General features: G+C 50.1%; 16 protein-coding genes. 7 read left to right on the top strand and 9 right to left on the bottom strand.

All coding sequences use genetic code 11. The features are described from left to right. Positions 1 to 89: 89 nt before the first annotated feature. The 7 genes from H8D24_00495 to H8D24_00465 all read right to left on the bottom strand — a co-directional run bounded on the left by H8D24_00495 (position 90) and on the right by H8D24_00465 (position 7,533). Positions 90 to 842, bottom strand: coding sequence for a septal ring lytic transglycosylase RlpA family protein (locus tag H8D24_00495; protein ID MBC8518871.1), 753 nt, complete (start codon positions 840 to 842; stop codon positions 90 to 92). Then, a complete protein-coding gene (locus H8D24_00490; GenBank protein ID MBC8518870.1) occupies positions 839 to 2,086 on the bottom strand; it encodes a lytic murein transglycosylase in 1,248 nt (415 codons plus the stop codon). The genes H8D24_00495 and H8D24_00490 overlap by 4 nt, the downstream gene beginning before the upstream one ends. Next, positions 2,083 to 3,222 (bottom strand): rod shape-determining protein RodA, encoded by a 1,140-nt coding sequence (rodA, locus tag H8D24_00485; protein ID MBC8518869.1) that lies wholly within the window; start codon positions 3,220 to 3,222, stop codon positions 2,083 to 2,085. Before rodA ends, H8D24_00490 begins: the two co-directional genes overlap by 4 nt. Beyond that, complete coding sequence (gene mrdA, locus H8D24_00480; protein MBC8518868.1) at positions 3,219 to 5,063, bottom strand: penicillin-binding protein 2; 1,845 nt, start codon at positions 5,061 to 5,063, stop codon at positions 3,219 to 3,221. The genes rodA and mrdA overlap by 4 nt, the downstream gene beginning before the upstream one ends. Next, a complete protein-coding gene (gene mreD, locus H8D24_00475) occupies positions 5,060 to 5,569 on the bottom strand; it encodes a rod shape-determining protein MreD (GenBank protein ID MBC8518867.1) in 510 nt (169 codons plus the stop codon). The genes mrdA and mreD overlap by 4 nt, the downstream gene beginning before the upstream one ends. Further along, positions 5,566 to 6,384, bottom strand: a complete 819-nt coding sequence (gene mreC, locus H8D24_00470; GenBank protein ID MBC8518866.1) for a rod shape-determining protein MreC — start codon at positions 6,382 to 6,384, stop codon at positions 5,566 to 5,568. Before mreC ends, mreD begins: the two co-directional genes overlap by 4 nt. A 108-nt stretch (positions 6,385 to 6,492) precedes the next feature. Further along, a complete protein-coding gene (locus H8D24_00465) occupies positions 6,493 to 7,533 on the bottom strand; it encodes a rod shape-determining protein (GenBank protein MBC8518865.1) in 1,041 nt (346 codons plus the stop codon). A gap of 125 nt (positions 7,534 to 7,658) precedes the next feature. Between H8D24_00465 and gatC the strand changes: the two genes are divergently transcribed. The 4 genes from gatC (at position 7,659) to H8D24_00445 (ending at position 12,344) form a co-directional block, all read left to right on the top strand. Beyond that, positions 7,659 to 7,946, top strand: a complete 288-nt coding sequence (gene gatC / locus H8D24_00460; protein MBC8518864.1) for an Asp-tRNA(Asn)/Glu-tRNA(Gln) amidotransferase subunit GatC — start codon at positions 7,659 to 7,661, stop codon at positions 7,944 to 7,946. 77 nt (positions 7,947 to 8,023) lie between these two features. Further along, positions 8,024 to 9,478, top strand: a complete 1,455-nt coding sequence (gene gatA / locus H8D24_00455; GenBank protein MBC8518863.1) for an Asp-tRNA(Asn)/Glu-tRNA(Gln) amidotransferase subunit GatA — start codon at positions 8,024 to 8,026, stop codon at positions 9,476 to 9,478. Continuing rightward, positions 9,478 to 10,911, top strand: a complete 1,434-nt coding sequence (gene gatB, locus H8D24_00450; protein MBC8518862.1) for an Asp-tRNA(Asn)/Glu-tRNA(Gln) amidotransferase subunit GatB — start codon at positions 9,478 to 9,480, stop codon at positions 10,909 to 10,911. Before gatA ends, gatB begins: the two co-directional genes overlap by 1 nt. Before the next feature lie 215 nt (positions 10,912 to 11,126). Beyond that, positions 11,127 to 12,344 (top strand): DUF1015 domain-containing protein, encoded by a 1,218-nt coding sequence (locus H8D24_00445; protein ID MBC8518861.1) that lies wholly within the window; start codon positions 11,127 to 11,129, stop codon positions 12,342 to 12,344. 48 nt (positions 12,345 to 12,392) lie between these two features. Here H8D24_00445 and H8D24_00440 read toward each other — a convergent pair whose 3' ends face one another. Further along, positions 12,393 to 12,803, bottom strand: coding sequence for an RDD family protein (locus H8D24_00440; protein ID MBC8518860.1), 411 nt, complete (start codon positions 12,801 to 12,803; stop codon positions 12,393 to 12,395). Positions 12,804 to 12,917: 114 nt separating this feature from the next. Between H8D24_00440 and ilvD the strand changes: the two genes are divergently transcribed. Then, a complete protein-coding gene (gene ilvD / locus H8D24_00435) occupies positions 12,918 to 14,765 on the top strand; it encodes a dihydroxy-acid dehydratase (GenBank protein ID MBC8518859.1) in 1,848 nt (615 codons plus the stop codon). Here ilvD and H8D24_00430 read toward each other — a convergent pair. Continuing rightward, complete coding sequence (locus tag H8D24_00430; protein ID MBC8518858.1) at positions 14,757 to 15,083, bottom strand: hypothetical protein; 327 nt, start codon at positions 15,081 to 15,083, stop codon at positions 14,757 to 14,759. The genes ilvD and H8D24_00430 overlap by 9 nt on opposite strands. Positions 15,084 to 15,283: 200 nt before the next feature. Here H8D24_00430 and H8D24_00425 point away from each other — a divergent pair, with 200 nt between their 5' ends. Beyond that, positions 15,284 to 17,269: a TolC family outer membrane protein gene (locus H8D24_00425; protein MBC8518857.1), complete on the top strand. Its 1,986-nt coding sequence runs from the start codon at positions 15,284 to 15,286 to the stop codon at positions 17,267 to 17,269. 147 nt (positions 17,270 to 17,416) lie between these two features. Then, the coding region (locus H8D24_00420) for a hypothetical protein (protein MBC8518856.1) at positions 17,417 to 18,110 on the top strand (694 nt) is incomplete at its 3' end.

Below are 18,110 nucleotides of genomic sequence, written 5' to 3'. Positions count from 1 at the left end.
GGTTATACCGCTTGAAAAAGAGATGCCAAGATCCATCGAAATTGCTGACCGAGGCCTGTTTTCAGAAATTGCATTTTCCTGTTTGTGATTCATTGTTGTTTTTTGACAATCCCGTTAATACCAATTTTTTCCAGTTGATTACGAATGGTTGTTATTGAGTATCTGCCAGACTGGGGGTTGATCATTACCTGATAAAGAGATCTGCCATTGCTCACAATACCCTTGATTTCTACAGGAACTGTTATCCGCTCTGCAAGTTTTGCTCTAAGAGCATCGGCATTCTTCTTCTCTGCAAAAACCCCTAGCTGCAGATATCGGTTGTCTCCTGGTGGCGCAGCTGTTTTTGCGCCAGGTGTCAGCACCCGAATAGAGACGGGAGCAGTACCTTTTTTTACAACATCCAGTTTTAGAGCGGCCGCATAGGAGAGATCTATTATCCTCCCCTCATGAAATGGGCCTCTGTCATTAACCCTGACCACAATCTTTTTGTCATTATCAAGATTTGTCACCTCCACATAGCTCGGTAGTGGGAGTGTCTTGTGAGCGGCTGTCATCTTGTACATATCGTATGTCTCCATACAGGATGTTGGTTTGCCGTTAAAGTTGGGCCCATACCATGAGGCGATCCCGCGTTCGGTAAAGCCTGTGGCCGAGCGCATTGGTCTGTACTCAATCCCTTTGACCTTGTATGAGGCCATATTTCCATATTTACACAGTGGTTCATCTTTTGGGATTGCATCGGTTACCAGCGGTAATTTGTTGTCTGTTGGTGTTGTACTGCATCCGTTTAGCAGCAAGATGGATGCCGCAAGTGTGAGAGTGAAAAATATGGGATTGTTCATGGTTGATTCTGCGCCCTGTTGTAGGCCTTGCGTATCTCGTCACTCAACTGGAAGACAGCCATGGTGTACATGGTTCTGGGGTTGTATCGTGAGATGACATAGAAGTTGTGTCGGGCAACCCAAAACTCTCTCCCTTTGGCACCTTTAAGCTCCAGCAGTAGCGCCTTGGCATCAGCAGGGTACTCCTCTTCAATCTGAAAACCGGCATTGAGAATATCGCCAACACTATATTTTGGACGCAATTTTTTCAGGATAAGGTTCTTGTAGGGGCGATCAGCAGGTGCAGGAAGGGTTAGTGTGACCCCTTTAATCAATCTGTCCGGATTCTGTTCAACAAAAGCATCAGGGTTCAGGTCGGTGATCTGTTTCATTATTGAATCAGTGGATGCTCCGCCGGTAGTTCGTAGATTGTTGGCAATTTTCCATAGAGAGTCACCAGATCTGACCAGATGTTTGGTTGCTGTTTTTGCGGGCTGCGTATAAGTTGCCGGGGTGGCAATTGGTTCGCCACTTTTCCATCCGTGGTGATTCAGGTAGTTTGCAATACTGCCAATAGCATCGTCCGGGGTGTGCCAGATATCTCTGGCACCATCCTGGTTGAAATCAACAGCCAGTTTTCGGTAGTTGCTGGGCATGAATTGCGACATTCCCATGGCGCCAGCATATGAACCAAGATAGCTATATGGATCTCTCTTCTCTTCCCGGGCCATCAGTAGAAACTCCTCCAGCTCAGAGGTAAAGAAACGTTCACGCCTGGGATAGTTGAAGGCGAAGGTTGCCAGTGCATTGATGACCGGGTTCTTCCCCATGTAGCCACCATAGCGGGTCTCTACTCCGAGGATACCAACAATAATATGGGGAGGAACACCATACTCTTTTTCTGCACGCTCCAGAGTTCCCCGGTTGTTGTTCCAGAACTTGACTCCGTTCCTGATGATTCCAGGCTTGACATGTTTGCCCCTGTATTCTGCCCATGGCCTGGATTCTGCCGGGTTGTTCATCTTCTTCTTGCGTTTGGTAGATGATGTTCCAGATCCGGTTTTTTTTTCGCGCAGAGTTAGCTGCCCCAGCGTCTCTGTAAGATCATCTCTGCTGAATCCATGGTTGTTGACCATTCGGTTGATAAAGCTCTGCACGTTATCACGTTGCAGAAGTTCATGGTCAAGCCCTTCCGGCGAGGTCAGTGAGAGGGCCAGTTGTGAATAGAGCAGCAGGGCTATGGTTGTGAGAGTGATTTTTTTCATTTGTTCAATAGTCGTCTATGAGTATGAATAGACATTAGAATACCGAAGGCTGCCATCAGTGTAACCATTGAGGTGCCACCATAACTGACCATTGGTAGTGGTAATCCAACAACAGGCAGAAGACCGGTGACCATACCAACATTCACAAAGAAATAGGTAAAAAAGATCATGGTAATTCCGCCTGCCAACAGACGGGTATAAGTCTCCTGTGCTTCCATGGCTATTGTCAGTCCGCGGAAAATAATAAAGAGATAGATGGAGAAGATGAACAGCACACCCATGAATCCAAACTCTTCCGCCAAGACTGCGAATATAAAATCGGTGTGGCGTTCGGGCAGAAACTCCAGTTGAGACTGAGTGCCATTGAACCATCCCTTGCCAAATCCTCCGCCCGATCCTATGGCAATCTTGGACTGGATAATATGGTATCCAGAGCCACGGGGATCACTCTCTGGGTCAAGAAAGGTAAGGACCCTCTGCTTTTGATATCCCTTCATCAGGTAGATCCAGAATAGTGGCAGTAGAGCAGCTACAGATGCACTCAACCCGGCAATAATTTTCCACGATATTCCCGCCATAAAGAGGACAAAAAAGCCTGCGCTGGCGATAAGCAGAGAAGTGCCAAGATCAGGCTGTTTTGCAATCAGAAGAACTGGAAAGATGATAATTGCAGTTGCAATCAGTAACCGTTTTGGTTCTGGAGGAAGGTGCTGTTCAGACAAGTAGGCAGCAACCATCATCGGTATGATCAACTTCATCATCTCGGAGGGTTGGACAAGAAATATCCCCAGGTTGAGCCAGCGCTGGGCACCTTTATGGCTTTCGCCTACCAGAGGAACAGCAATCAGCATAATCAGGCCAATCACAAAGAGCCAGAAGGTGATTATCTTGAGCCAGTGTGGCGGTGTCTGAGCAACTATAAAGAGAACGGTAAAGGCAACAGCAACACGGGTGATCTGACGGGTCAGCATCTCCAGGTCACCCCCGCTGGCACTGTATAGGATAACTGTCCCAAATATGCTGAGCACAAGCAGTGCCGTTAAAAGTGGTAGATCAATATGAAGGCGAAATGCCAATGGTGTTTTTCTCTGGGTATGGTCAACTCCACGAGACTCCAGTGCAGAATGGCTACTCATCCGGCAGACTCCAGAAGATATTGGTCCATCACCTGTTTGGCAATGGGGGCGGCGACAGATCCACCATGACCGCCATTCTCAATAATTACTGCAATGGCAATCTCCGGATCCTCTTGCGGGGCAAAGGCAACAAACAGGGCATGATCACGCAGATGCTCTGGCAGACTGGCCTCATCATATGTGTCTCCCTGTTTTATGGTGTATACCTGGGCTGTGCCAGTTTTTCCTGCGATTGTATATTTTGATTTTCTACCAACTTTTTTTGCAGTACCGCGGCGGCTATGGACTACACGACGCATGGATTCATGGATCTGATCCCAGTTGGCTTGTCTCTTTATCGGTATCTGATTAAGGGATTGATATGGCTGTAGTTGAGGAGTTTTTGCGCCTGCCCCCTGAATTGCGTAGAGCAGACGGGGCTGCATCCGTTGTCCCTGGTTGGCAAGAGTTGCTGTTGCGGATGAGAGCTGTAGCGGGGTGGCAGTAAAAAAACCCTGTCCAATACCGACACTCAAGGTCTCACCCGGATACCATGGTTGCTCCAGGTTTACCTCTTTCCATTGACGAGATGGTAGAACACCAGGTTGCTCTCCAGTGATATCTACGCCTGTACGTTTGCCAAATCCAAACTGCCCAACATACTGATTGATTGCATCAATACCCATGCGATAGGCAAGGTTGTAGAAATAGACATCACATGATTCCACAATGGCCTTGTCAAGATCTGTATCACCGTGCCCCCGTTTTTTCCAGTCACGATATTTGTGTCGGTACCCTTTTATCTGATACCAACCTCTACAAAAAGTAGACTCATCAGCGTGTATCTGTTTCGTCTCCAGTCCTGCCAGCGCCATTAGTGGCTTGACAGTAGATCCTGGAGGGTACTGCCCCCGCAGAAAGCGGTTGAACAGAGGGCGATCCTTTGAGTCACGTAGCTCCTGATAAGCGTTACGACTAATGCCATTCACAAAGAGGTTGGCGTTGAAGGATGGCTTGCTTAACATTGCAAGAACCTCTCCTGTCTTGGGGTGGATGGCGACTACTGCACCACGATATTCCCCCATTGCCTCATCGGCAATTGATTGAAGTTTGCTGTCTATAGTAAGAAACAGGTTGTCGCCAGGGGTCGGGTTTGTCTCCTCAAGTATCCGGAGAGAACGTCCCAGCACATTGCTTTCAACCTGGCGCATGCCTGGAGTGCCACGGAGAATATCTTCGTAGTAGTGTTCAATTCCGGTTTTTCCAATATATTCTGTTCCACGATATTGGCGCGGATCAATCTGTTGAAGCTCGGCCTCGTTAATTCTTCCTATATAACCGATAAGATGGGCAGTTAGATTATGAAGAGGGTAGTGGCGTGTCTGGTGGTCACGAATGGCAACTCCAGGAAACTTGTGGCGATTAACCTCAAACCGTGCCACTTCATCCTCATTGAGAGAGAACCGTAGTGGAACAGAGTCTGATTTATGGGCCCGTCTGCGCTCACGGTGGAAGCGCTCCAGATCCTCTTCGTTATAGGAGATTAGTGGAGATATTCTCTTGAGAGTATCCGCCATATTGGTGACTTTGCCGGGAGTTATCTCCAGACGAAAAGTGGTGCGGTTGCTAGCCAGCAACACTCCGTTTCTATCATAAATATTGCCTCTGGGAGGAGAGATGGGTTGTGTGTGGACACGGTTATCATCTGATAGGGTGGTGAAGTGGTCATGCTGAATGATTTGGAGGTTGAATACCCTGAAAATCAATACCAAAACCATGAATATCACAAATCCAATGGAAACTATCACCCTGGTACGAAACATTCTTGCCTCGAAGTGGTGGTCCTTTAGTGTAGGGATCATCGCTCGTTAAGTAGCCTGGTCAGGCGGCTTGCCAGAATATATACAGGAGGCCAGAAGAGAGGAGTAGAGATGAGAGGTCCCCAGAAATATATTGTATCAACCAGATTTCCTGTTGCAGCACGAATCATGATCTCAACTATTAAATTGAGCAGTATCAGAATAGTTATGGTAATCATCTGTTGGGCAACGACAAATACACGAAGTTGCAGGTGAAACCGAAGGGTGATGAAGGTTGTCAGAGAGAATGTAAGTGCATGCATCCCCATAAGAGTGCCGGTTAATACATCAACTACAACTCCAAGCAACCAGCTTCTTACTATCCCACTTTGCATTGGGCTGAACACTCCCAGATAAAACAGGGCCAGGATGATCCAGTGAGGACGGAATGGACGCAGATATTCTGGGAGAGGAACCACGGTCAAAATAATTGCCCCTGCAACAAGAATGGCAGCCATGCTCCATGCTACATTGGCCTGGGTCTTGCGCCTGCTTGTGTATGCCATCATTCCATACTTCCAAGTTGTCTTGATGGCCATATCAACAAGACCTCACGGCTTCTCTCCAGAGATGCTGTCGGGGTTAACAGGACCTCGGCAAATGGTTTCCCCTCGGGATGATTAACTGATTTGATGGTTCCAACCGGATACCCATATGGGAATTTGCCACCTAATCCGGAGGTAATGAGTGTGTCACCGCTACGGAGGTCACTTCCAGTTGGAAGAAAACGGAGTTTGAGCCGGTTGGATTGGCCTAAACCAATTGCTACAGAGCGGACCCCGTTTCTGCGGTTCTGGACAGGGATGGAGTGGCGTGATGATGATATCAGCAGGGCAGTGCTCGATATCGGTGTAACCCGTATAATTTGCCCCATCACCCCAGATGCATCCATCAAGGGTTGGCCAATATATACCTTGTCATCACTTCCCTTGTTGAGAATGATCTCCTTATTAAATGCATCGAGGTCTACAGAGATGATCTCTGCAAGACGTACCCGGTCATTTCTCTGAATCTCACCAAGGATAAATGAGGAGTCCAGCAGTTCCCGCAAGCGACTGTTTTCAGCCTCAACTGCCTCATACTTTTGAAGTTTGTGCTGCAGTAGAAGATTTTTTTTTCTCAGGCTTGCGTTCTGCTCCTGAAGTGATTCACTGGATGTTGTCTCATCGGCAATCCAGATTGACAGACTGCCAGGAAAATTAATTAGTTGATGTAGAGGATAGAGTGAAGTCTCCATCCACTGCCTGATCTGGTGTGACTTCTCTAAATGGTGATCTGTTGCAATCAGGGCGATTGATAGCAGAGTCACTACAACCATCTTCAAGACAAGAGTATCACCTCTCTTGAAGATTGCCCCACGTGATGCGGATCTGTATGCAGCGTTGACAGACAAGTTCAGAAAATAGTTTGTCGATAATGTATAGAGTGTTCCTTAGTCACTCAGAAAGGAGTCACTGTTCATCTTGTCCATCAGTTCCAGGGCACGTCCCCCTCCACGAGCAACACAGGTAAGTGGATCCTCCGCAACAGCAACCGGTAGACCGGTCTCCTCTGTAAGCAGGCGATCGAGATCACGCAACAGTGCTCCTCCACCAGTCAGAATCATCCCTCTTTCAGAAATATCTCCTGCCAGCTCAGGTGGAGTCTTCTCCAGAGCATCCCTGACTGCCCGGATAATCTCCGAGATTGGCTCTTGTAGTGCCTCCAGGATTTCATTGCTGTTGACTGTAAATGCGCGCGGAATACCCTCGGCAAGATTACGACCACGAACCTCAATTTCACGAATCTCATCGCCCGGAAAGGCACTTCCAATCTCGATTTTGATCCGTTCTGCGGTTGCCTCCCCAATAAGGCTGCCGTAATTTCTTTTGACGTAATTTACGATAGCCTCATCAAGTCGGTCGCCACCAACACGGGTTGATGCAGAGTAGACAACTCCAGCCAGCGAGATGATTGCTACCTCGGTGGTGCCACCACCAACATCAACTACCATTGAGCCGCCTGGCTGCTCTACTGGAAGGCCGGCTCCAATCGCAGCAGCCATTGGCTCCTCAATCAGATGAACCTCACGTGCGCCGGCACCCTCTGCCGACTCCTTGATGGCACGACGCTCAACCTGGGTTGCGCCACACGGAACACAGACCAGTACACGAGGACTTGGCTTGAAGAAGCGGTTTTCATGTACTTTATGAATAAAGTACTGCAACATCTTCTCGGTAATATTGAAGTCAGCAATTACCCCATCCTTGAGTGGACGAATGGCGGTAATATTTCCTGGGGTGCGGCCCAGCATTCGCTTGGCCTCTGTGCCGACTGCGGTAATGGATCTGTCGCCACGACTCTCCTCGCGAATGGCAACAACAGATGGTTCATTTAGTACGATCCCCTGGTTGCGCACATAGACCAGTGTATTTGCTGTCCCCAGATCGATCGATAGATCGTTGGAGAAAAATCCAAACAGACGTCCAAACATCCTTTTTTCCTTTGAGATAATAATTGTTATGGCAATCTCCAACTTTAGCAGTCGCTTGGGGTTGGGGCAAGGATGCTTATATGTTAATTTAGTGCGTTTTATTAGCTTGTCGGTTGAGATGAACAATGTCACTTGAAAAATCAGATGTAGAGAAGATTGCCCATTTGGCCCGGTTGGCCATCAAAGAGGATGCAGTCCCCGGTTATGCAGAGGATCTTTCCGGGATTCTCTCGCTAGTTGATGAGATGAATGCAGTGGATACCGAGGGTGTGGAGCCATTGGCGCACCCTCATGATGCAAATCAGCGTCTGCGTGAAGATGTTGTCACTGAACAAAACCAGCGGGAACATCTGCAACAAAATGCTCCTCAAACGGATGCAGGCCTCTTTCTGGTACCGAAGGTGATTGAGTAGGGAGTGACTCGGTAGCATACTCCCGGATGGGGGTTTTTGTGTAAATGGAATTGCACTAAATAAATATTGAATAACCTATGAAAAACAAAACATTATCTGAGCTATCCCGGCTATTACGGGATAAAGAGGCATCCAGCGTAGAGCTCGCCGAATACTATCTGGAGAGGATTGAGAGAGTTGGCCCGGAACTGAACAGCTTCATTTCAGTAACCCGTGATGAGGCCCTGAGTCAGGCTGCTGAGGCTGATCGTCTGATTGCAGCAGGTCAGGCAGGCCCATTGACCGGATTGCCGATTGCTCACAAGGATATCTTCTGCACGGAGGGGATCCGAACCTCTTGTGGATCAAAAATGCTGGATAACTTTATTGCCCCCTATGATGCAACTGTGGTTGAGCAGATGCAGCAGGCAGGGTTTGTAATGCTGGGCAAGACCAATATGGATGAGTTTGCAATGGGGTCATCCAATGAGAATAGTTACTACGGTCCGGTCAGTAACCCATGGAATCGGGATACCGTGCCCGGCGGCTCCTCCGGTGGATCGGCAGCGGCAGTGGCTGCTCGGCTGGTACCTGCGGCTACCGGTACCGATACTGGCGGATCTATTCGTCAGCCAGCAGCATTGTGTGGAATTACCGGACTGAAACCAACCTATGGTCGGGTTTCACGATGGGGAATGATCGCCTTCGCCTCCAGCCTTGACCAGGGTGGTCCAATGACCCGGAGTGCCGAGGATGCGGCGTTGATGCTCAACGCAATGGCGGGTTTTGATCCTAAAGATTCTACTAGCATGGATCGTGAAGTACCGGATTACACGGCGCCTCTTAATGACTCCCTGGAGGGGGTTCGAATTGGGCTTCCCAAGGAGTATTTCAGTGAGGGGCTGGATGGTGGGATTGGCAAGGCTGTGGAGGAGGCGATCGAGGAGTATCGCAAGATGGGGGCAGAGATCGTAGAGATCGAGTTGCCAAACTCAGGCCTGGCAGTTCCCACCTATTATGTACTGGCACCAGCAGAGTGCTCATCCAATCTCTCTCGCTATGATGGGGTTCGTTACGGATATCGCTGTGAGGATCCAAAGGATCTGGAGGATCTCTATAAGCGCTCTCGCGGAGAGGGCTTTGGCTCTGAGGTGCAGCGTAGAATCATGATTGGTGCCTATGTGCTATCTGCCGGCTATTATGATGCTTACTACCTGAAGGCTCAGCGACTGCGCCGTCTTATCAGTGAGGATTTCCATAACGCCTTTGAGAAGGTTGATGTAATTATGGGTCCGGTAACCCCAACCACAGCCTTCCGTCAGGGTGAGAAGTCGGATGATCCAGTCACCATGTACCTCTCGGATATCTATACGATTGCAGTCAACCTTGCAGGTTTGCCGGGGATGTCAATCCCGGCAGGATTTAGTAATGACATGCCGGTTGGTCTGCAGTTGATTGGTAACCACTTCAGCGAATCGAAATTGCTAAATCTCGCACATCGGTATCAGCAGGTGACGGACTGGCATAGAGAGATGCCAGAGGGGATTGAATAATGGAATGGGAAATGGTGATCGGGTTGGAGATTCATGCCCAACTCGCAACAAAGACAAAGATCTTCTCTGCAGCCTCTACCGCGTTTGGCGCAGAACCCAATACTCAGGCCTGTGCCGTTGATCTGGGGCTACCAGGGGTGTTGCCGGTACTGAACCGGGAGGCGGTCCATATGGCGACCAAGTTTGGGCTGGCGATTGACGCCGAGGTAGCACACAAGTCAGTCTTTGCCCGCAAAAACTACTTCTATCCTGATCTTCCCAAGGGGTACCAGATCAGTCAGATGGATCTGCCGATTGTTGGAGTGGGTGAGATCGAGATTGACCTCGAGGACGGTTCCACCAAGATGGTTGGGGTGACCCGTGCCCATCTGGAGGAGGATGCAGGAAAGTCACTCCATGAGGACTACCATGGAATGACCGGAATTGATCTCAACCGCGCAGGCACTCCACTGCTGGAGATTGTCTCCGAGCCGGATATCCGTTCTGCGGCAGAGGCTATTGCCTACGCCAAGAAGATTCACTCCCTGGTGCAGTACCTGGAGATCTGTGATGGTAATATGCAGGAGGGATCTTTCCGCATGGATGTCAATATCTCGCTGCGTCCTAAGGGTCAGGAGGAGTATGGCACCCGTGCCGAGATCAAGAATCTCAACTCCTTCCGTTTTATGGAGAAGGCGATCGCCTATGAATTTGATCGTCAGATGGATATCCTGGAGGATGGAGGCAAGGTAGTTCAGGAGACCCGCCTCTACGATGTGGACAAGGGGGAGACCCGCTCCATGCGTTCCAAGGAGGAGGCAAATGATTACCGCTACTTCCCTGATCCGGACCTCCTGCCATGTGTACTGGATGATGAGTATATCGAGTCAATCCGCAAGGAGCTGCCTGAGCTTCCCAATGAGAAGAAGCACCGCTTTATCACCCATCTTGGGCTGAGTGCCTATGATGCCGGTATGCTCACCAGTAGCAGGGATACGGCCGCCTATTTTGAGGCGGTGGCAGAGGCAGCCGGTGGTGAAAACAAGCTGGCGGCCAACTGGGGGATGGGGGAGCTCTCAGCTGCCCTCAACAAGGACGGTATCTCTCTTGCCGATTCTCCAGTATCCGCCAATATGCTTGGCGGTATGATCAGACGCATCTCTGACAACACCATCTCCGGCAAGATCGCCAAACAGGTATTTGAGGCAATGTGGGGTGGCGAGGGTGATGCCGATACAGTTATTGAGAAGAGGGGGCTGAAGCAGATTACCGACAGTGGCGCAATCGAGGCAATGATTGATGAGGTGATTGCAGCCAATCCTGCGCAGGCAGAACAGTTCAGGGCGGGCAAAGAACAGCTGCTTGGATTCTTTGTTGGACAGGTGATGAAGGCCTCAAAAGGGCAGGCCAATCCTGGTCAGGTCAATCAGATACTGCGAGAGAAGTTGAAATAAGATTACATTGATTCAGTCAGGTACTCTGTTTTCCTTCCCATGGCTGCTTTGTTCCTGCTTAAGGAATGTTTTAACAGCGCTCACCCAAACTCGCTACGCTCAGACAGGGGTGAGCTTGGTCTGTTAAAACACCCCTTAAGCAGGCGCAGCCAACGTCAGGAACACAGAGTGCCTGACTGAATCATGAACTTCAGTGAGATAGTTAAGGAATTATTATTATGTTAGTTACACCAATCAGAGGTCTTCGTCCTGCCCCAGAGCGAGCAGAAGAGGTGGTGGCACCACCTTACGATGTGCTCAATACTGCTGAGGCGCGAGTCCGTGCAGAGGGACGTCCCAACAGTTTTCTCCATATATCCAAGCCGGAGATTGATCTGCCGGAGGGGACGGACCCCTATGACCCTGCTGTATATGCAAAAGGGGCAGAGAATCTGCAGCGACTGGTTGATGATGGGGTGCTGATTCGTGAAGAGAAGCCTTGCTACTACATCTATCGTCTGAGGTGGGAAGACCATGTGCAGACCGGATTGGTATTCGGGGCCTCGGTGGCGGCCTATGATATTAACCGTGTGCGCAAGCATGAGTTTACCCGCCCGGTAAAAGAGGATGATCGGGTGCGCCAGATCACGGCACTCAACGCAGAGACCGGCCCGGTGCTGCTTACATATAGGGCAGATGATGCGGTCAAGGCCATTATTGATGAGAAAGCATCTGAGGCACCAATCTATGACCTGGTTGCTGATGATGGGATTGGCCACACCCTCTGGGTGCTGGATGATGACGAGAAGATTGAGCAGTTGAATCGGATCTTTGATGCCACCGAGGCACTCTATATTGCGGATGGACACCACCGTTCTGCCTCTGCCTCCCGTGTCGCCAAGGAGAGCAGTAACGAGAGTGCGCAGTATTTCCTAACGGTTGCCTTTGCCCATGATGAGATGAAAATTCTTGATTACAATCGGGTGATTCGTGATCTCAACAACCATTCAGTGGATGAGTTGCTGGCAATGGTTGCCGCCTCTTTTGATCTGGAGATGAGTGCTGATGAGGTGCGTCCAGAGAAACCCACCCAGTTTGGAATGTATCTCAACGGTCAGTGGTACCGGCTTGATATCCACCCTGAACTGGTTCCATCTGATGATCCGGTAGCCTCACTTGATGTCAGCCTGCTACAGAATAATCTGATTGAGCCGCTACTGGGGATCAGTGATCCACGCAGGGATGATCGAATTGATTTTGTGGGGGGAATGCGTGGATTGGGAGAGCTGGAGAAGCGGGTTGACTCAGGGGAGATGGCAGTTGCCTTCAGCCTCTACCCAACCACCATGGAGGCCCTTATGGATGTGGCCGATGCCAATGAGGTGATGCCACCCAAATCCACCTGGTTTGAGCCCAAGCTAGCGGATGGGCTGGTTTCACACGTACTGGATTAGGATTGGGGCCTGGCAGGCCGGACCACGCTGGAGATTTTCTCCATTGTGTCACTGTTTTAGCTGTTTTATATCCACCATCCTGGTCTCCGAGAAGATGTCGTGGAGCGCCAATTTATCCTTGTTGAACAGCATCCACCAGAGCCCGACTCCACCCAGGCCTATGGATGGGATTGCGCTCAAAAAACGTAACAATATGTGCCACAGGGTGAGTGGTTTTTCGTCAATCCGCTCTAGGCGAATACGCCAGGTCTTCATCCCTAGGGTCTGTCCAGTATTGAGCCAGGGCCAGGCAAAGTAGAAGAATGAGACAAAGAAGAGCCAGGTAGTCATCAGTGGGTTACCTGGGTCAGTGGCCTCACCATCGGTAAAGATAGTTCCAACAGCTGTTGCAATCAGCAGTAGTGCCAGCAGTAACAGGCTGTCATAAAACATTGCAAAGAGGCGGCGTGATAGTCCCACTGTAGGGAGTTTCGTAGGGGAAGATTTTATTATTGTCTCTGCTGTGCTCATCGGGGTCTGAAGGTATACTTTGTCGCTACTATTCGAACCATTTTAACAGACAGGACGTTGACCATGCCCGAATATCGATCCAGAACCACAACTCACGGCAGAAATATGGCTGGAGCCCGCTCCCTATGGCGTGCCACCGGCATGACCAATGAGGATTTCGATAAACCGATTATCGCCATTGCCAACTCCTTCACCCAGTTTGTCCCCGGACATGTCCATCTCAAGGATATGGGTCAGTTAGTGGCCCGAGAGATCGAGAAGGCCGGTGGCGTAGCCAAGGAGTTCAACACCATTGCGGTGGATGATGGTATTGCAATGGGCCACAGCGGGATGCTCTACAGCCTGCCGTCACGCGAGATCATTGCTGACTCGGTTGAGTATATGGTTAATGCTCATTGCGCCGATGCACTGGTCTGTATCTCCAACTGTGACAAGATCACCCCGGGAATGCTGAATGCATCACTGCGACTAAATATTCCGGTGATATTTGTCTCCGGCGGCCCTATGGAGTCTGGCAAAGCAGTGATACAGGGAAAAGAGGTTCACCTCGACCTGATCGATCCAATGATTGCAGCAGGAGATGAGAAGGTCTCCGATAAGGATGTAATGGAGATGGAGCGCTCCGCATGCCCTACCTGTGGTTCCTGTTCAGGGATGTTTACCGCCAACTCCATGAACTGCCTCACTGAGGCGTTGGGGCTCTCACTGCCTGGAAATGGTTCACTGCTGGCGACTCATGCAGATCGTAGAGAGCTGTTCCTTGAGGCTGGCAGAACAATTGTTGGTCTGGCCAAGCGCTATTACGAAGGAGACGATGAATCAGTGCTGCCGCGCTCCATCGCCACCTTCCGCTCTTTTGAGAATGCGATGGCGCTTGATATTGCGATGGGGGGCTCCACCAATACAGTGCTCCATCTATTGGCAGCAGCGGAGGAGGCGGGTGTTAATTTTACTATGGAGGATATGGATCGGATGTCACGCAAGGTTCCGCATCTCTGCAAGGTGGCACCATCGACCCCCGACTACCATATGGAGGATGTCCACCGTGCCGGTGGGGTGATGGCTATTCTTGGAGAGCTGGAGCGACAGGGGCTAGTCCATCCGCTGCAGGGGACAGTCCATAGCAAGACCATTGGGGATGCGCTAAACCAGTGGGATATTCTCCATACTAGAGATCCGGCAGTGGAGGAGTTCTACCGTGCCGCCCCTGGTAACGTTCCCACCCAGACCGCATTCAGTCAGGAGAAGAGGTATGACGAGCTAGATCGAGATCGTGCCAACGGCTGTATTCGTGATGGTGCCCACGCCTTCAGTCAGGATGGTGGCCTAGCTGTTCTCTACGGCAATATTGCCGAGGATGGCTGTATTGTGAAGACCGCGGGTGTGGATGAGTCCATTCTCGATTTTAGTGGTCCTGCTAGAATCTTCGAAAGTCAGGATAGTGCAGTAGATGCCATTCTGAATGACCAGATCAAGGCTGGTGATGTAGTACTCATCCGCTACGAGGGGCCACGAGGAGGCCCCGGGATGCAGGAGATGCTCTACCCAACCAGCTATCTGAAATCGAAGGGGTTGGGGAAAGAGTGTGCGCTGATTACCGATGGTCGCTTCTCGGGCGGCACCTCCGGTCTCTCAATCGGTCACGCCTCACCGGAGGCGGCAGAGGGTGGTGCAATTGGTCTGGTAGAGGAGGGAGATATAATCGAGATCAGTATCCCCAACCGTACAATACGGGTGGTGGTTGATGATGAGGTACTAGAGCAGCGCCGTTCCGTAATGGAGCAGAAGGGGGCTGATAGCTGGAAACCGATCGATCGGGACCGCAAGGTATCGGCAGCACTGCGTGCCTATGCGGCAATGACAACCAGCGCAGCCAGAGGGGCGGTGCGGGATGTGGATCAGCTAGGGTAGTAGATCTTCAATTGCATCATGCAGAAAAGCCTCCTCATGCGTAAAGAATGAGGTTAGTGTCCCTTTCTCTGCGCACCGCTTGTAGGCATCATCCCAACCGTGGGTATATTCGGCATCGGCACCGGCACCGTACTTTTTGACATCCCTCTGATAAAGGTAATAGGGATTATTGTCTACAGCCCTGCTGTCACAGCCATGGGCAAACCCGGTGCGATAACTCTCAGACTCGCTCTTGACCAGTGCTGGATTAGTTGTGCATCCATTCAGGGTGAGAACGATTGTGATAATGGCAACGATGCCAACTGCTTGATTAATCATAATTTAATTTCGAATATCCTTGTCTTGTCTTGTCTTACTGTACAAATTATAACCACTCGTATATTAGCTAACAATTATATATAACTACATGTTTGTTATGCTGTTTTTTTGTGAAAATTATACAAGATATTGTTTACAGTCAAGTGGTTTCAGTATAGTTTAAGAGGTTCAGATTATTAATTCTACGGAAGAAGCGCGCAATGAAAATGAGTAACTCAGTTCTATCATTCAAACTATCTGCAATCTGCATAGGGCTCTCCCTTGCTGTCACTCCGGTGCAGGCCGAGTTGTTGAGCGAGATTTTGCCCGGACTCATGGAGACCGATGATGAGATTAGTCAAGTAGAGGCAGAGCTGGAAGGTGCCCAGCATGAGATCAGAATCAAACAGGCTGGTTGGTATCCGACAGTAGATGTGACTCTCTCCAAGGGCTATGAAGACCAACAGAAACCAGCTGATGACGATACCATGTTCAATCGTCGTGAACACAAGATTGAGGTTAAGCAGCTGGTTACAGATTTTGGTGCTACTGCTGCAGGAATCAGCAAGGCGCAGCTACAGTATGAGAAGAAGGCTAATGATCTACAAGCAAAGAGGCAGACCATTACCATTACTGCTCTCAAGGCATACCTTAATCTGATGAAGGACACAGACAAGCTGGCATATGCAAAGCAATCCGAGGGGAACATAAAGAAACAGACAGGGATGGAGGAGGCTCGTGTCGCCCGTGGTTCAGGCTACTCAACTGACGTATTACAGAGTAAGTCCAAGCTTGCCGGGGCATATGCGAAGACAGCCAGGGCAGAGGGATCGCTGGTGAAGGCCAGAAATGAGTATCGCGCGGTCTTTGGTGTAGAGCCAGGAGATGTAAAGAGCTTCCGCAAGCCTGAGATGCCTACCGAGTTTTTGCCAAAAACCCTGGAGGAGGCGCTGGATATGGCCTACAGAAAAAATACATCCCTGCGTGGGTCCAACTATGATGTTGAGATCGCACGTAAGGATATAAAGACTGCAAAGACGAAATTCTATCCCACCATCAAGGCTAATGTAGACAAAAAGTTCAAAAAGGATGATGGAGGAACGGCCGGTAAGAAAAATGAGTTCAAAGCGCACTTTGAGCTCAAGATGCCGCTCTATGCCGGAGGCAAGGACCTCTACGGATTGCGCAAATCAGATACTGATCTAAGCGCAAAGATGGAAAAGCTGGATAAGTCGATGCGTGATGTTGAGGAGAAGGTACGTAACGCTTGGCAAGATCTTATAACCGACAAGACCAATGCAGGGTTCCTGAGGAATTCTGCAAACATCTCTGGTGAGTTCCTGACTTTGGCGCGCAAAGAGCGCAAATTGGGGACACGCTCACTGATTGATGTGCTAAGTGAGGAGAATAGTTACATCACTGCGCTGGATTCAGCAGTCAGTGCAGAGACCGATCTGATCATCTCTGCCTTTGAGTTACTCCAGGAGATTGGGACCCTGGAGGTTGCCATGGTACAGGATGAGAATTCAGCTGCCTCAGCGGCCCCAGCCGTTGCCCAGATCCCGGAAACATCTGCGCTGCTTAAAACAGCCGCTACGGTTGCGGCAAAACATATCGCATCACAACCAGAAAAATCGGGTGAGATCGATGAGAGACAACAAGCTATTAATGAAGTTCAAGAGGACGCTGAGGTTATTGCAGACAGCTTGAACGCGGTAATTCGAAAAATGGAGGGAGCGCGTGGAATTAGCCAATCTCCAGATGTGAACACAGTGGAACAGGCCGCTAAGCAGTCTCCAGAAATTGTTGAAGTTGTGATAGTGCCTACAGAGATCAGAGAAATGGCGATATCTCCGCAAGGAGAGATGACATATGTTCCGCCAACCAGAGAGGAACAAAAGACTGAACTCGACAGCATGATGGGAAAATATGCGCCGCAGTTTGCAAAAAATAAAGAAGTTGTGATAGTGCCTGCAGAGACCAGAGAAATGGCGATATCTCCGCAAGGAGAGATGACATATGTTCCGCCAACCAGAGAGGAACAAAAGACTGAACTCGACAGCATGATGGGAAAATATGCGCCGCAGTTTACAAAAAATAAAATTGTGCAAAAGACAACAAAGGTTGCATTGAGCAAAGACGAACTCTCTTGGGATACGGCCTACAAAAAAATGGAAGAGGCTGGCTGGATAACAGTAAACAGATAGAGGTATTGCAGGTGCTTTTGGTTAGGTTAGGTATCTTGACACTAGTAGGATTGTGAACGATAACTACCAATGAATAAGAGCAACTAATAAATGTGAATAAGAGGCTACTGGCAAGGGTGAGTTGGTAGGTACCAAAGGGGATACAGGATGGCAGATGAAAAACCGGTAATTTCGGCACCAGCTACGGCTGACGGAGGAGCTACACCAGGTGGTTTTAGTGGCTCAGATGGTGGTTTCATGCCAGGTAGTATTGATGAGATTATTGAGGCCGGTGAGCAGCCAATTATTCCGGAAGGGGATACAGGTTCAGAAGGCGGTCCTGATACCGGAGCTCCTGAGGGAGAAGCCGGTCCTGTAGATGCTGCCCCAGAGGGCGGTCCAGACACCGGAGCTCCAGAAGGAGAAGCCGGTCCTGTAGATGCTGCCCCAGAGGGTGGTCCTGCTGATGCAGGTCCTGAAGCTGGCGCACCGGAAGGCGAAGCTGGCCCTGTAGATGCTGCTCCAGAGGGCGGCCCAGAAGCCGGAGCCCCAGAAGGTGAAGTCGGACCTATAGACGCTGCCCCAGAAGGTGGTCCTGCTGATGCAGGTCCTGAAGCTGGTGCTCCAGAGGGTGAGGCTGGTCCTATTGATGCTGCCCCAGAGGGTGGTCCTGCTGATGCAGGTCCTGAAGCTGGTGCTCCAGAGGGTGAGGCTGGTCCTATTGCTGCTGCCCCAGAGGGTGGTCCTGCTGATGCAGGTCCTGAGGCTGGTGCTCCAGAGGGAGAAGCTGATCCTATTGATGCTGCCCCAGAGGGCGGTCCAGAAGGTGGCGCCCCAGAAGGTGGAGCCCCAGAAGGTGAGG

Source organism: Candidatus Thiopontia autotrophica, assembly GCA_014384675.1.
Classification (GTDB): Bacteria; Pseudomonadota; Gammaproteobacteria.
This window is presented reverse-complemented; position numbering and strand designations above follow the sequence as displayed.